The sequence below is a fragment of the Streptomyces sp. NBC_01237 genome, from assembly GCF_035917275.1.
Taxonomy (GTDB): domain Bacteria; phylum Actinomycetota; class Actinomycetes; order Streptomycetales; family Streptomycetaceae; genus Streptomyces.
The window spans coordinates 1,000,582-1,014,759 of sequence record NZ_CP108509.1; the positions used below are offsets into that span (position 1 = coordinate 1,000,582).

The window sequence follows — 14,178 nt, forward strand, 5'->3', positions numbered from 1 at the left end:
TCGAATGTTATTGCGAAACGATCGCAATTAAACAGCACGTAAAGGGCCGCGCCCACCCCGCCCACGGTGCTCCGCCTCCGCCGGACATGGCGAAGCGGGGGTACGCGTCGCGTACCCCCGCTGAAGGATCCGGGGAAAGGGCCCTACGGCGCCGGGAGTTCGGCCAGCTCGGCGACGGCCGCGCGATGGCTTCCCGCCGTGCCGTACGCGATCGAGTCGGCCTTGGCCCGCTTCAGATAGAGATGCGCGGGGTGTTCCCAGGTCATCCCGATCCCGCCGTGCAGCTGTACGCACTCCTCGGCCGCACGGACCGCGACCTTCGAGCAGTACGCCTGGGCCACGGCGACCGCGAGCGGGACGTCGGGGCTTCCGGTGGCGAGGGCGTCGGCGGCGTTGCGGGCGGCGGCGCGGGCCGAGACGACCTCCAGCCAGAGCTGGGCCATCCGGTGCTTGAGCGACTGGAAGGAGCCCACCGGCCGGTTGAACTGGTGCCGTTCACGGGTGTACCGGACAGTCTCCGTCAGGCACCACTCGGCAAGGCCGAGCTGTTCGGAGGCGAGCAGCCCGGCACCGGCGAGCAGCCCTCGCCGTACGGCGTCGGCCGCCGCTTCCCCCGTGGCGAGCGGGGTCCCGGTGGCGCCGCTCAGGATGACGGTCGCGAGCGGACGGGTCAGGTCGAGCGGGACGAGCGGGTCCACGGTGACCGTGTCTGCGGCGGCCTCGACCGCGTACAGGCCCTGCGGGGTGGGGACCAGCAGCACGTCGGCGGTGGCGGCGTCGGCCACCGCGGTCACCGTCCCGTCGAGTACGCCGTCCGCCGCGGCCACCGTCGCGCCGGTCGCGCCGGCGGGCGGGGTGGCGAACGGCACGGCGAGGGCGGCGACCCTGCGGCCGGAGGCGAGGCCGGTGAGCAGTTCCGCGGCCGGGCCGTCCTCGGTCCCCAGCGCGAGCAGCGTCGCGGTCGCCACGACCGCGCTCGTCAGGTACGGCGTCGGCGCGACGCTGCGCCCGATCTCCTCCAGGACCACGGCGGCCTCCCGGTGCGAGGCGCCCTGTCCCCCGAGCTTCTCCGGTACGAGGAGTCCGGCGGCGCCGATGCCGGCGGCGAGCGCCTGCCACAACCGCGGGTCGTACGGCGTGTCGGACTCCGCGCGGGCGAGCACGGTCGGCGCGTCCGCCCGGTCGGCGAGCAGGGAGCGCACGGCGGACCGCAGATCCTCCTCGGTCTCCGAGTAGAGGAGGTCGGGGGTCGCGGCGGGCTGGTGGAGCGCGGTCATCGGGAGAGGTCCTTCCAGGCGACGTCCTTGTCGTTGCGCGGCTCGACGGGCAGCCCGAGGACGCGCTCGGCGACGATGTTCAGCAGTACCTCGCTCGTACCGCCCTCGATGGAGTTGCCCTTGGAGCGCAGATAGCGGTATCCGGCGTCGCGTCCGGTGAAGTCGACCAGTTCCGGGCGGCGCATGGTCCAGTCGCCGTACAGGAGGCCCCCGTCACCGAGGAGTTCGACCTCCAGGCCGCTGATCTCCTGGTTGAGGCGGGCGAAGGCGAGCTTCATGCCCGACCCCTCGGGGCCGGGGTGTCCGGCGACGAGCTGCTGCCGCAGCCTCTCGCCGGTGAGCCTGGCGACCTCGGCCTCCACCCACAGGGTCAGCAGCCGCTGGTGCAGATCGTGGGTGCGCAGCTCGGGGCGTTCGCGCCAGGTGCGCGAGACCGGGCCGATCATGCCGCCCTCGCGCGGGATACGCGCCCCGCCGATCGAGACGCGCTCGTTCATCAGGGTGGTCCGGGCGACCTTCCAGCCCTCGCCGACCGGGCCGAGCCGCCTGCTGTCCGGGATGCGCACGCCGGTGAGGAAGACCTCGTTGAACTCCGCCTCGCCGGTGATCTGGCGCAGCGGACGCACCTCGACACCGGGGTCGGTCATGTCGCAGATGAAGTAGCTGATGCCGCGGTGCTTGGGCAGGTCGGGATCGGTGCGGGCGATCAGGATCGCCCAGCGGGCCACATGGGCGCTGGAGGTCCAGACCTTCTGCCCGTCGACGACCCAGTCCTCTCCGTCGCGGACGGCCCGGGTGCCGAGGGCCGCCAGGTCGGAACCGGCGCCCGGCTCGCTGAACAGCTGGCACCACACCTCCTCGCCGACCCACAGGGGCCGCAGGAAGCGCTGCTTCTGCTCGTCGGTGCCGAAGCCGAGGACGGTGGGAGCCGCCATGCCGAGACCGATGCCGATGCGGCGCGGGTCGTTGTCCGGGGCCCCGGCCGCGGCGAGTTCGGCGTCGATGACGGGCTGAAGGGAACGCGGTGCGTCGAGCCCGCCGAGTCCGGCCGGGTAGTGGACCCAGGCGAGACCCGCGTCGAAGCGGGCCTTCAGGAAGTCGGTGCGGTCCGTGGTGGCCGGTGGGTGCGCGGCGAGCAGTTCGCCCGTGCGGCGGCGGACCTCGGCCGCGTCGATGGAGGCGGTCATCGGGCGGCTCCCGTCGGCAGGACGACGATGCGGCCGGTGCTCGTGCCGTCGGCGACACGCTGCACGGCATCCGCCGCGCCGGCCATCGCGACACGCTCGCTGATCAGCGGCTTGATGACTCCCCGGGCGGCGAGCGCGGTCAGTTCGTCGTGGCAGGCGCGGACCGCGGCGGGGTCCTTGGTGTTGTACAGACCCCAGTGGAGTCCGGCGATCGAGTAGTTCTTGACGAGGGCGTGGTTGAGCGCCGGGGCGGGGATGACGCCGCTCGCGAAGCCGACCACGACGACTCGTCCCTCGAAGGCGACGCACTTCACGGACTTGGCGTAGGCGTCGCCGCCGACCGGGTCGTAGACGACATCGGCACCGCGCCCGCCGGTCGCTTCCTTGACCTTCGCGACGATGTCCTCGCTCCGGCGGTCGATGACCAGGTCGCACCCCAGCGTCCGGGCGATCCCGGCCTTCTCGGGCCCGCCGACGACGCCGATGACGGTGGCGCCCGCCGCCTTGCCGAGCTGGACGGCGGCGCTGCCGACACCGCCCGCGGCCGCGTGCACGAGAAGGGTCTCGCCCGCCCGGAGGTGCGCCCGGCGGTGCAGCCCGAACCAGCCGGTCTGGTAGCCGATGTGCAGGGCGGCGGCTTCGGCGTCGTCCAGGGAGTCGGGGGCGGGCAGCAGGGCCGCTTCGTCGGCGACGACGTACTCGGCGAAGCCGCCGTGCGGGAGCGCGGGGGTGGCGAGCACCCTGCGCCCGTCCTCGGTCTCGCCGCAGATCTCCACGCCGGGGGTGAAGGGCAGTGGCGGACGGACCTGGTACTGGCCTCGGCAGAGGAGCGCGTCGGGGAAGTTGATGTTCGCCGCGCGTACCTCGATCAGTGTCTGGCCGTCTCCGGGTGTGGGCCGGTCCGTCTCCTGAAGCTCCATCACCTCGCTCGGCTCGCCGTTCCGGTGCACTCGCCATGCCTGCATGAGGGGCCTCCACAACACTGTCGGCATTACCACTGCTCCGGCGCATACTAAGCGGTCGCTTGCCGATCTGGGAACAGCTGCGGCCCGTCCGGCGCACCGGCCCCCTCACACCCGCTTCGGCTTGGCCCTGACGTGCATGCGCTCCCCCTGGGGCCCGAACAGGCTGAGGTATTCCACCGGTTCGTCACCGGCCGGACCGAACCAGTGGGGCAGCCGGGTGTCGAACTCGGCGGCCTCCCCCGGAGCCAGCACCAGGTCGTGCTCGGCCAGCAGCAGCCGCAGCTTCCCGGAGAGCACGTACAGCCACTCGTACCCCTCGTGCGTACGCCGCTCCGGCACCTCCTGACAGGCGGACTCGTGCACCACCTTGTACGCCTGGAGGCCGCCCGGCCGTCCGGTCAGGGGAAGGGCGGTCTTGCCGCCGTACACGATCGGCTTGGCCCTGACCCTCGGGTCCCCGACGGGCGGCGCACCGACGAGGTCGTCGAGGGGGACCTCATGGGCGCGGGCGATCGGGAGCAGCAGTTCCAGACTGGGGCGCCGCCCGCCGGACTCCAGCCGGGAGAGGGTGGAGACGGAGATTCCGGTGGCGGCGGAGAGCGCGGCGAGCGTGACGCCCCGGTCGGTGCGCAGCCTGCGCAGTCGGGGTCCGACACCGGTGAGCACGGTGTCCAGTTCCGGGTCGTCCCGGTCGTGTTCCTTCATGTCCCCATTGCAGAATCAGCAAGGACGTTTGTCAATCGGGTGGCCCGGCGCCCCAGCGACGCCTGCGGGCGCCCCCCATCACACCGTCCCGGTGGTCCAGCAACTCCACCGCACGCACCCCGGCCACCGCGGCACTCGCCCGCCGCTCCCGCTCCCGCGGTGGCGCACACCCCTCGGGGGCGAGTGTGCCGCTGCGTGCACGCAGACCGCCCGCACGCGGTGGAGTCCGCGCCGAGTCGGCACCTCCGGGTCGGAATATACCCCCTGGGGTATTACTGTTAGGCTGCTGAAGATATACCCCCTGGGGTAAGCAATCGGAAGGAGCGTGTCGTGTTCTTCATCGACACCATGGACACCGCCGGTCTGGGCAACCGCAGCTATCTCGCGGGCGGCGAACGGGCCGCCGCGGTGGTGGATCCGCCGCGTGACATCGACCGGATCATCGCCGCGGCCGCCGCTCGCGGGGTGCGCATCGCCCTGGTGGTGGAGACGCATCTGCACAACGACTACGTGTCCGGCGGCCTCGAACTGGCGCGGATCACGGGCGCCCGCTATCTGGTGCCCGCCGCCGCGCGGGGCTCCTTCGCCCGTACGCCGGTCGCCGACGGAGACACCGTCGAGGTCGACGGCGGACTCACGCTGCGCGCGATGGCCACGCCGGGACATACGCCGCACCACACCTCGTACGTCCTGCGGGAGCACGGCCGTGCCGTCGCCGCGTTCACCGGTGGCTCGCTGCTGATCGGCGGCGTGGGCCGCCCCGATCTGGTCGAGCCCCGGCTGACCGAACGGCTGGCCCGCGCCCAGCACGCCTCGGCGCACCGGCTGGCCGACGCCCTGGACGACGAGGTCGCCGTGCTGCCCACGCACGGCTTCGGCAGCTTCTGCTCCACCACGCCGGGCGAGGGCACCGCGACGACGATCGGTGCCGAGCGCGGCCGGAACGAGGCGCTGGTCAAGGACGTGGACACCTTCGTCGCGGAGCTGCTCGCCGGTCTCGACGACGTTCCCGCCTACTACGCCCACATGGGCCCGGCAAACGCCGCGGGCCCCTCGCCCATCGACCTGACCCCGCCCGCACCGGCGGACGCCGGGGAGATAGCGAGGCGGCTCGCCGCGGGCGAGTGGGTGGTGGACCTGCGCGGCCGCGTCGCGTTCGCCGAGGGGCATGTCGCCGGGTCGTTCAACTTCGAGGGTGCCGGACAGCCCGCCACCTATCTGGCCTGGCTCATCCCGTGGGGCAGGCCGGTCACCCTGCTGGCGTCCACCGCCGAGGAGATAGCGGCCGCTCAGCGCGAGCTGGCACGGGTCGGCATCGACCGGCCGGCCGCCGCGGCCACCGGTGCCCCGGATTCCTGGGTCCGGACAGCTGACGAGCTGCGCTCCTTCGCACGGTCGGACTTCGCGGGGCTGGCCGCCGCCCGCCGCCGCGGCGAGGACCCGGTGGTACTCGATGTACGGCGGGCCTCGGAGCGCGACGGCGCCGCGATCGCCGGCGCGGTGCACATCCCCGTGCACGAACTGCCCGGCCGGCTGGCCGAGGTGCCGCCGGGCGTGGTGTGGGTGCACTGCGCGGGTGGCATGCGGGCGGCGGTCGCCGCGTCGCTGCTGGACGCGGCGGGGCGCGAGGTGGTGGCTGTCGACGACGTCTTCGGCGCGGCGGGCGAGGCGGGACTGACCGTCGTCGTGGCCGAGCGCCCCGGCGCGACGGGCGGACCGGCGTCCGGTTCCCCGGCACCGGGCACGACCGCGTGACCTCGCTGGTCCTGGCGCTGGCGGCCGGGGCCGTGGTCGGCCTGGCGCTCGGCGGGCTGGGCGGCGGGGGCAGCGTCCTCGCCGTGCCCGCGCTGATCTATCTGCTCGGCTTCACCCCCGCAGCGGCCACCACCGCCGGGCTCCTCATCGTCATCGCGACCTCGCTCACCGGACTGCTGGCCCATGCTCGGGAGGGCGTGGTCAGGTGGCGTACGGGAGGGCTCTTCGCCGCCGCGGGCGTCGTCCCGGCCGCCGTCGCGGGCGCGCTGTCGGCACGGATTCCGGCGGTGGTGCTGACCGTGGCGTTCGCCGTGCTCGCGGCGTTCGCCGCGGTCCGGATGCTCCGGCCCCGTCCGGCGCCGCCGGGCGCCGGGGACGGGCGCGGCCCGGACGTAGTCCCCGCCCGTAGGGCGGCCGGGGCGGGGGCGGGACTCGGAGCGCTGACGGGGCTGCTGGGAGTGGGCGGCGGATTCCTGGCGGTGCCGGCCCTGGTCACCGTCCTCGCCCTGCCGATGACCGCGGCCGTGGGGACGAGCCTGCTGGTCATCACGGTCAACTCGGCAGTGGCGCTCGTCACCCGGCTCGCCACACCGACCCCGCTGGACTGGGCGGTGATAGCACCGTTCACGGCATCGGCGGTGCTGGGCGCCTGGGACGGGAAACGGCTGGCCGCGAAGGTGTCCACGGACACCCTGCGGCGGCTGTTCGGTGCGGTGCTCCTGGCCGTGGCGCTCGCCATGCTCCTCGACGCGTTCCTGGTGTGACCCACGTCCGCCGGGGGCCGGGCAGGCGCCGTCAGGCCAGTGAGAGGAAGAGCTTCTCCAGCCTGGCGCGCATCCGGTCGCGGTCGGCGGGCTCGGCGGAACCGTCCGCCATGCAGTGCTGCAGTCCGGTGGCGATGATCGCGAAACCGGCCCGGTCCAGGGCCCGCGAGACCGCCGCCATCTGCGTGATGACGTCCTCGCAGTCCCGCCCTTCCTCGATCATCCTGATGATCGCGTTGAGCTGGCCCTGGGCGCGGCGCAGGCGATTGAGGACCGACTTCAGTTCGTCGGCCGCCATGTCGAGTTCCACACATCCTCCTCCGAATACCCCAAGGGGTATCCTAACCTGTCCGGGGAAGGAGAGACGCCTGTCTCTTCCCCACCCGGTGAACGAAAGGACCAACTGCTCGTGACCAGCCATGCTTCCCTGTCCCCCGCCCAGGCCGCAGCCCGTCTGGAGGAGTTCACCGTCATCGATGTGCGGGCCCCCGGCGAGTACGCCTCCGGACATGTCCCCGGCGCCCTGAACGTCCCGCTCGACCGGCTTCCCGAGGCCCTGCCCGCGCTGAAGTCGGCCTCCGCACGCGGCACGCTGCTCATGGTCTGCGCCTCCGGTGTCCGTTCCACCCGGGCGTGCGAGGTCCTCTCCGGGGCGGACATCGACGCCCTGACGCTCACGGGCGGCACCTCCGCCTGGGAGGGCGACGGCCGCGGACTGGACCGGCCCGAGGGCTCCGGAGCCGTCTGGCCGATGGAGCGCCAGGTCCGTCTCGCCGCCGGTTCGCTGGTGGTGGCCGGTCTGGTGGCGGGGCTCCGCTTCCCGGCCGCGCGCTGGCTGTCCGCCGGCATCGGCTCCGGCCTGGTCTTCTCCGCGCTGACCAACACCTGCGGCATGGCGGCGGCCCTCTCGAAGCTCCCGCACAACCGCGCACCGCGCACCGCCGCCGACCTGAGCACCACGCTGGAGGCGCTCCAGAAGTGAGCGGAGCGGGCGTTCGCCCGGAACGTAGGCGAGGGAGCCGGCCGCACCTGGTGTGCGGCCGGCTCCCCGTGTTCACCGGGCGGTTCCGGTCAGATCTCGTCCCTGACCATCGCGAGCAGCCGGTCCAGTACGCGCGGTCCGCCCGCACGCAGTCCGTCGTGCTCGAACTCGTTGGTCACCCAGGTGCGCAGCCCGCGGATGGCGGAAGCGGTGCGCAGCGCGTGCCCGGTGTCGACGAACATGTCGTCGTGGAAGACGGCGGCGACGACCGGCACCTCGTTGGCGGCGAGCCGGTCGGTGTCGTACAGCACGGGCCAGTCGGTGCGGTTGGCGAGGAGTTCGGCGGTCTCGCGCAGCGGGCGCAGGGCCGGGTCGACGTCGAAGTGCCAGGGGTGGATCGTCTCGCCGGTGAGGAGCACGGGGCCCTCGCCCGCCAGTGCGCCCGCCGCGTCGAACTGCGGGAACTCGGCGCGGACCCGCTCGGCCGACCAGCCGGTGGGCCGCCCGCCCTGGCCGTAGATCGCCTCGTGCATCAGGGCGTACAGCGGATGGCCGGCGAACGAGTTGGCGGTGCGCACGGCCTCCTGGAAGGCGTCGGACAGCTCGGTTCCGTGCGGCGTGCGGACGAAGGCGTTCTCCAGCAGGTAGTGCAGCTGGTGGCTCCCGTTGCCGACGCCCAGCATGATGCCGAGGGACTGGAACCCCTCGGGCGTCAGCCGGTGCCCGGTGCCCTGGGAGCTGTGGGCGAGGAGGTACTCGGTGATCTCCCGGACCCGCCGCACGTCCTGCGGGTAGCGGGCGTAGTGGGCCGCGACCTTCCGCTCGACCCGGGGGTAGGCGGCCCGGTACACCTCGTCGGCATGGGCGTCCAGGGCGGGCAGTCCGCCGGTGATCAGAGCGGCCGTGAGCCCTTCCGGGGCGGCCGACAGATAGCGGACGGCACAGAATCCGCCGAAGGACTGTCCCAGCACCGTCCAGGTCTCGCCACCGGTGACCTGCGGCCGGATGGCTTCGCAGTCGCGGACGATGTTGTCGGAGCGGAAGTGGCCGAGGTAGTCGGCCTGCTCGCGCGGGCCGCCCCGCAACGGCAGGGTCTGCCGGTTCGCCGGGGTGGACCTGCCGGTCCCCCGCTGATCGAGCAGGAGCACCCGGAACTCCCGCACGGCGCGGCCCAGCCATGCCTCCGCGCCGACGTAACGGCGGGCGCCGAACCCGGGGCCGCCCTCCAGGTAGATCAGCCACGGCAGTTGCTCCCCGGTCCTGCCGGACGCCACCGCCTCGCGGCCGAAGATCTCGATCTGCTCGCCGCCCGGGTCGCTGTGGTCGAGCGGGACCGTGAAATGACGGTCGGTGAAGACGACACCGGGCTGCCGGTAGCTGCTCACAAAAGGCTCCTGAATCAGATGGTTCCGGGACAGTTCAGCACATGGCCGTGACTCGGACAGTCCCGGCCCGTGTGCGCCGTACGCGGGGGGCTCCTAGCGTGCAGTCATGATCCGGTTCGAGCAGGTCAGCAAGGTCTACCCGGATGGCACGGCCGCGGTCGACGGGCTGTCCTTCGAGGTCGCCGAGGGGGAGCTGGTCACCCTGGTCGGACCGTCCGGCTGCGGCAAGACCACCACGATGATGATGGTGAACCGGCTGATCGAGCCGACCGCGGGCCGGATCCTGGTGGACGGCGAGGACATCGCCGCGGTCGACCCGGTGAGGCTGCGCCGCCGGATCGGCTATGTGATCCAGCAGGTCGGCCTGTTCCCGCACCGGACGGTCCTGGACAACACCGCGACCGTCCCGGCGCTGGTCGGCTGGAAGCGCGGCAGGGCCAGGGAGCGGGCGGCGGAGCTGCTCGACCTGGTGGGCCTGGACCCCGGCACGTACGGCTCGCGCTATCCCGCCCAGTTGTCCGGCGGGCAGCGCCAGCGGGTGGGGGTGGCCCGCGCACTCGCGGCGGATCCGCCCGTGCTGCTGATGGACGAACCGTTCGGTGCCGTCGACCCGGTGGTACGGGAACGGTTGCAGGACGAGTTCCTCGGGCTTCAGGCGACGGTCAGGAAGACCGTCCTGCTGGTCACGCACGACATCGAGGAGGCGGTGCGGATGGGCGACCGGATGGCCGTGTACGGGGAGGGCCGCATCGAGCAGTTCGACACCCCGGCCGCCGTGCTCGGCACCCCGGCGACGCCCTATGTGGCCGGGTTCGTCGGCGCCGACCGGGGTCTGAAACGGCTGTCGGTCACCGCGATCGAGCCGGAGGACCTCTGGGAGCCGCCGGTGGCCCGCCTCGATGAGCCGGCCCGGTCGGCGGCGGCCCGGCTGGGCGCGTCGGGGGCCCGCTGGGCGGTGGTACTGAACGGTGCGGGCGATCTGCACGGCTGGGTGTCGGCGGACGCGCTGCGGATCGCCGGGGAGCTGGGCACGGTGGGCGAGCTGGCCCGGCGGATGGACGCGTGGGTGCCCGTCGGCGCCCCGTTGAAGCAGGCGTTCAGCGAGATGCTCCAGTACGACGCCGGGTGGGTGGCGGTGCTGGACGGCGCGCGTTTCCTGGGCGTACTGACTCCGGCGAAGCTCCATGAGGCGCTGCGCCGCTCGGTGGACGCGGACGCCCAGGGCGTGGGGCGCGAGGACGTGGACTTCGACTCCGTCGCGGACGCGTAGGGGCGCCCCGCGGAGTAACCGGCTACCGCCCGCGCCGATAACTGCTGCCGTCCTTGGGCCGTACCAGCAGCCCCGCGACGACGAGATGGCGCCGCAGCGCCGAGCAGTCCTCGTGCACCGTGAGCAGCGCCTCGTTCACCTCGCGCTCGGTGTACGCGCGCTCGCGCTCGAAGAGCGTCTCGGAGAGGTGGACCAGCAACTGTTCGCGGCGTGCCACCTTGCGGGGGATCGTCGTGAGACGTCCGTGGGAGAAGAGCGCGGCCACACCGTGCGCACTGCTGGACTGTTTCTCGGGCATGGCCGGAAGCGTCGCAGGCCGGTGGTGGGAGGGCAACGCCTTTTCGGCGCGATGACGGAAACCGTACGGTGTGATCATCTGCTACTGCGACGAAGGCGGTCCCGCATGGCCCTGTTCGACCTCCCCCTCGATGAGCTGCGCACCTACCGCAGCCGGTCGGTGGAGCCCGAGGACTTCGACGCGTTCTGGTCGACGACGCTGGACGAGGCGAGGAGCCATGATCTCGACGCCCGCTTCGAACGCCGCACCGGCACGGGACTGGCGAGTGTCGAGGTGTACGACGTGACGTTCGCCGGTTTCGGGGGGCACCCGGTCAAGGGCTGGTTCGTCCTTCCCGCGGGCACCCGGGACCCGCTGCCGGTGGTCGTGGAGTTCCTCGGCTACGGCGGCGGGCGCGGCCTGGCCCACACGCATCTGCTGTGGGCCTCGGCCGGGTTCGCCCACTTCGTGATGGACACGCGGGGCCAGGGCAGCGGCTGGGCACCGGGCGACACCGCCGACCCCGTGGGCAGCGCGCCCTCGCTGCCCGGTTTCATGACCCGGGGCATCGAGGACCACCGGGAGTTCTACTACCGGCGGGTGTTCACCGACGCGGTGCGGGCGGTGGAGGCCGCGCGTTCGCATCCGCTGGCCGACGCCGCACGCACCGCCGTCACCGGGGTCAGCCAGGGCGGCGGCATCGCCATCGCCGCCGGCGGGCTGATACCGGACCTGGTGGCGGTCGCTCCGGACGTGCCGTTCCTGTGCGACTTCCCGCGCGCGGTCACCGTCACCGACCGGCAGCCGTACCGCGAGGTGGGCAACTACCTCAAGACGCACCGCGGCCGCACCGCGCGGGCCGCCGCCACGCTGGCCTATTTCGACGGGGTGCACTTCGCGGCACGCGGGCGGGCTCCCGCACTGTTCTCGACGGCCCTGGAGGACCTGACCTGCCCGCCGTCGACGGTCTTCGCGGCCTTCAACGCGTACGCCCACGAGGACAAGACGATCGAGGTGTACGACTTCAACGACCACGAGGGCGGCGGCGCGTTCCAGCAGGCCGCCCAACTGGCCTGGCTGCCCGGAAAGCTGACGGCCTGACCGGCCCGGAGCGACGGGCACCCCTTGCCGGCCGTGGTCTCACCCTGCCGGGATGAGCTTCTCGGACTCCAGGTAGTGGCGCGCGACGTCCTCGGGGAGCCGGCGCCAGCTGTCCACCTCCTCGTTCATCGACGCCAGGGCGGCCGTGGTCAGCACGGTGTTGAGCGGGTCGAGCGCGTCCCGCACTCCGGCGCTGCCCGCCCGGGAACGGTTGACGACGGGGACCAGGTGGTCGGCGTTCTGCAGATGCTTGTCGTCGGCGAGGAGTACGAGGCCGAAGTCGTCCAGGGTGGCGTCGGTGGTGGTGGTCAGGACCATCTGGTCCTGACCGCTCTGCACGGCCTGTTTGGCCTGGGTGGTGCCGACGCCCTTCGGGTCGACGGCGGTGATCCGGATGCCGTACGTCTTCCTGAGTCCGGGCGCGCAGTAGGGGCGCTGTACGCATTCGTCGCCCGCCGCCAGCCGCACGGGCAGGCGTGAGCGCCCCAGGTCGCTGAGGGTCCTGAGCCGGTGCCGCGCCGCGTACGGGGCGGCGACCGCGAAGGCGTTCTGGTCGACGGCGCGGCCCGGATCGAGGACCACGAGGCCGCGACGGGCGGCCAGCGAACGGAGCGCCTTCATCGTGGTGCCGAGGTCGGGTGAACCGACCGGGGCGGCGTCCGCACCGTTGGCCTTGGCGTTCAGCCAGTCGGCGAAGGTGGCCGCGTACTCCGGCACGACGTCGATCTGGCCGTTCTCCAGTGCGGGTTCGTAGATCTCCCGGTTGGTCACGGAGATGATCTCGGTGGAGTACCCGGCCCGGTCGAGCAGGATCGCGTACATCTGGGCGAGCAGATCGCTCTCGGTGAATCCGGCGGACCCGATCGTGAGGTGCTTGCTGTCGCCGGGCGGGGCCGTGACATCGCCCCGGTTCTCCAGCGTGGGGCCCGAGGTGCAGGCGGTGGCGGCCAGCAGGAGCGCGCAGCACAGGGCGAACCGGGTACGGAGGCGGGTCACGCGGCCTCCCGGGTGCGGCGCCGGTCCGGGGCGAGGCGCTGACCCGTCTCGAAGAGCCCTTCCACGAGGAGGGCGAATACGGCGACGAGGACCGCTCCGGCCACGACCTGGGGTGTGGAGGCCAGGTTGAAGCCGGCGGTGATGATCCGGCCCAGTCCCCCGCCGCCGGCCAGGGCGGCCAGGGTCGCCGTGGCGACGAGTTGCACGGCGGCGATCCGGACGCCGGTGAGGATGAGCGGCAGCGCGAGCGGGATCTCCACCCCCAGCAGCATCTGGCGGCCCGTCATGCCCATGCCCCGGGCGGCCCGGACGACGTCCCGGTCGACCTCGCGCATCCCCACGTAGGCGTTGGTGAGCAGGGGCGGCATGGCGAAGAGCACCAGGGCGATGATGGTCGACCACTGACCGTACGTACCGATCGGCGTGAGGAGCAGCAGGACCAGCACCGCGAACGTGGGGACGGCCCGGCCGATGTTGGAGATGTTGACCGCGAGGGCGCCGCCCCTGCCGAGGTGGCCCAGGACCAGGGCGACCGGCAGCGCGATGAGGCAGCTGATCAGCAGGCAGACGACGGTGAGGAAGAGGTGTTCGCCGAGCCGGTGCCAGATGCCGTCGGGGCCGGACCAGTGGGTTGCGGTGGTGAGCCAGGACCAGGTGTCCCGGAGGGTGGTCACGACGGTGTCCTCGTCCAGGGCGTCAGCCACCGCTGCACGAGCAGGAGCAGCAGGTCGGCGGCGACGGCGATGACGACACAGAGGACGGACGCGGTGAGCACCTGGGCCTTGAAGTAGGTGTTCATGCCCGAGTAGATGAGGTTGCCGAGCCCGCCGTGGCCGACGATCGCGCCGACCGTGACCAGGGAGACCGCAGAGACGGTGGCGATCCGCAGTCCGGCCATGGCCGCGGGCAGGGCGAGCGGGAGTTCCACGGCGATCAGCAGGCGTGCGGGGCCGTAGCCCATGCCGCGCGCCGCCTGCCGGGTCTCTTCGGGTACGGCGCGCAGTCCGGCGAGGATGTTCCGGACGAGAAGGGTCAGTGAGTAGAGGACGAGTCCGGCGACGACGAGCGTGGCGGACAGTCCGTACACCGGCAGCAGGAGCGAGAACATCGCGAGCGACGGGATCGTGTAGAGGATCGTCGTCAGCCCGAGCACGGGCCCGGCCGCCCAGCGTCGGCGGCGGGCTGCCAGGGCGAGCGGCAGGGCGATGGCCAGTCCGATCAGCACCGAGACCGCGGTCAGCTGAAGGTGCTGGACGACCGCGTCCCAGAGGATCTCCCGGCGGCTGGAGAGGTAGGCGCCGCAGATCCACTCATTGCGCGCGAGGCAGTCGTCGGGGGGCGCGGTCACTCGTCCATTGGAGCGCGGGAGTCCGGTGGACGCCCGTCATGATCGCCTGTTCGAGGTGGGTGCTCGGACCCGGCGTCCCCGGGCCCGGAGCCGGCCGCCCCGCACGAAACCCCCGTCTTGAGCGACTGCTCAAATTCCTGCTAGTGTCCCGGACCGGTGATGGGTT

The 14,178-nt window shown here is 72.6% G+C and carries 15 protein-coding genes and 1 pseudogene; 5 read left to right on the forward strand and 11 right to left on the reverse strand.

Translation table 11 applies throughout. The features are described from left to right. Nucleotides 1-143: 143 nt before the first annotated feature. The 5 genes and pseudogenes from OG251_RS40690 to OG251_RS40710 form a co-directional block, all read right to left on the reverse strand. On the reverse strand, nt 144-1,277 hold the full coding sequence (locus OG251_RS40690; protein WP_326682293.1) for an acyl-CoA dehydrogenase family protein: 1,134 nt from the start codon (nt 1,275-1,277) through the stop codon (nt 144-146). Further along, nucleotides 1,274-2,464, reverse strand: coding sequence for an acyl-CoA dehydrogenase family protein (locus OG251_RS40695; RefSeq protein ID WP_326682294.1), 1,191 nt, complete (start codon nt 2,462-2,464; stop codon nt 1,274-1,276). Before OG251_RS40695 ends, OG251_RS40690 begins: the two co-directional genes overlap by 4 nt. Next, nucleotides 2,461-3,429, reverse strand: coding sequence for an NADPH:quinone oxidoreductase family protein (locus OG251_RS40700; RefSeq protein ID WP_326682295.1), 969 nt, complete (start codon nt 3,427-3,429; stop codon nt 2,461-2,463). The genes OG251_RS40695 and OG251_RS40700 overlap by 4 nt, the downstream gene beginning before the upstream one ends. A gap of 105 nt (nt 3,430-3,534) precedes the next feature. Continuing rightward, nucleotides 3,535-4,134 (reverse strand): helix-turn-helix domain-containing protein, encoded by a 600-nt coding sequence (locus tag OG251_RS40705; RefSeq protein WP_326682296.1) that lies wholly within the window; start codon nt 4,132-4,134, stop codon nt 3,535-3,537. Between the two features lie 76 nt (nt 4,135-4,210). Then, nucleotides 4,211-4,321, reverse strand: a pseudogene (locus tag OG251_RS40710) (PIG-L family deacetylase); the annotation flags it as partial. A 143-nt stretch (nt 4,322-4,464) separates the two neighbouring features. Here OG251_RS40710 and OG251_RS40715 point away from each other — a divergent pair. Together OG251_RS40715 and OG251_RS40720 are read left to right on the forward strand one after the other, a co-directional pair. After that, nucleotides 4,465-5,889: an MBL fold metallo-hydrolase gene (locus OG251_RS40715; RefSeq protein WP_326682297.1), complete on the forward strand. Its 1,425-nt coding sequence runs from the start codon at nt 4,465-4,467 to the stop codon at nt 5,887-5,889. Beyond that, nucleotides 5,886-6,653, forward strand: a complete 768-nt coding sequence (locus tag OG251_RS40720; RefSeq protein ID WP_326682298.1) for a sulfite exporter TauE/SafE family protein — start codon at nt 5,886-5,888, stop codon at nt 6,651-6,653. Before OG251_RS40715 ends, OG251_RS40720 begins: the two co-directional genes overlap by 4 nt. A gap of 31 nt (nt 6,654-6,684) precedes the next feature. On the opposite strand, the gene OG251_RS40725 is transcribed toward OG251_RS40720, so the two are convergent. Next, complete coding sequence (locus tag OG251_RS40725; RefSeq protein ID WP_323137936.1) at nt 6,685-6,963, reverse strand: metal-sensitive transcriptional regulator; 279 nt, start codon at nt 6,961-6,963, stop codon at nt 6,685-6,687. Between the two features lie 99 nt (nt 6,964-7,062). On the opposite strand from OG251_RS40725, the gene OG251_RS40730 reads away from it, so the two are divergent. Then, a complete protein-coding gene (locus OG251_RS40730) occupies nt 7,063-7,635 on the forward strand; it encodes a rhodanese-like domain-containing protein (protein ID WP_073721321.1) in 573 nt (190 codons plus the stop codon). A gap of 89 nt (nt 7,636-7,724) precedes the next feature. Here the strand turns inward: OG251_RS40730 and OG251_RS40735 are convergent, their stop codons facing one another. After that, nucleotides 7,725-9,020, reverse strand: coding sequence for an alpha/beta fold hydrolase (locus tag OG251_RS40735; RefSeq protein WP_326682299.1), 1,296 nt, complete (start codon nt 9,018-9,020; stop codon nt 7,725-7,727). Nucleotides 9,021-9,126: 106 nt separating this feature from the next. Between OG251_RS40735 and OG251_RS40740 the strand changes: the two genes are divergently transcribed. After that, on the forward strand, nt 9,127-10,290 hold the full coding sequence (locus tag OG251_RS40740) for an ABC transporter ATP-binding protein (protein WP_326682300.1): 1,164 nt from the start codon (nt 9,127-9,129) through the stop codon (nt 10,288-10,290). Nucleotides 10,291-10,312: 22 nt separating this feature from the next. Here OG251_RS40740 and OG251_RS40745 read toward each other — a convergent pair whose 3' ends face one another. Then, on the reverse strand, nt 10,313-10,588 hold the full coding sequence (locus OG251_RS40745) for a DUF2087 domain-containing protein (RefSeq protein ID WP_326682301.1): 276 nt from the start codon (nt 10,586-10,588) through the stop codon (nt 10,313-10,315). Between the two features lie 105 nt (nt 10,589-10,693). On the opposite strand from OG251_RS40745, the gene OG251_RS40750 reads away from it, so the two are divergent. Next, complete coding sequence (locus tag OG251_RS40750) at nt 10,694-11,668, forward strand: acetylxylan esterase (protein WP_326682302.1); 975 nt, start codon at nt 10,694-10,696, stop codon at nt 11,666-11,668. A 39-nt stretch (nt 11,669-11,707) separates the two neighbouring features. Here the strand turns inward: OG251_RS40750 and OG251_RS40755 are convergent, their stop codons facing one another. Genes OG251_RS40755 through OG251_RS40765 form a run of 3 tightly spaced genes read right to left on the reverse strand, consistent with a single transcriptional unit; the run spans nt 11,708 to nt 14,012 of the window. After that, on the reverse strand, nt 11,708-12,664 hold the full coding sequence (locus OG251_RS40755; RefSeq protein ID WP_326682303.1) for an ABC transporter substrate-binding protein: 957 nt from the start codon (nt 12,662-12,664) through the stop codon (nt 11,708-11,710). Beyond that, nucleotides 12,661-13,338, reverse strand: a complete 678-nt coding sequence (locus OG251_RS40760; RefSeq protein ID WP_326682784.1) for an ABC transporter permease — start codon at nt 13,336-13,338, stop codon at nt 12,661-12,663. The genes OG251_RS40755 and OG251_RS40760 overlap by 4 nt, the downstream gene beginning before the upstream one ends. Further along, nucleotides 13,335-14,012 (reverse strand): ABC transporter permease, encoded by a 678-nt coding sequence (locus OG251_RS40765; RefSeq protein WP_073721313.1) that lies wholly within the window; start codon nt 14,010-14,012, stop codon nt 13,335-13,337. Before OG251_RS40765 ends, OG251_RS40760 begins: the two co-directional genes overlap by 4 nt. Nucleotides 14,013-14,178 lie beyond the last annotated feature (166 nt).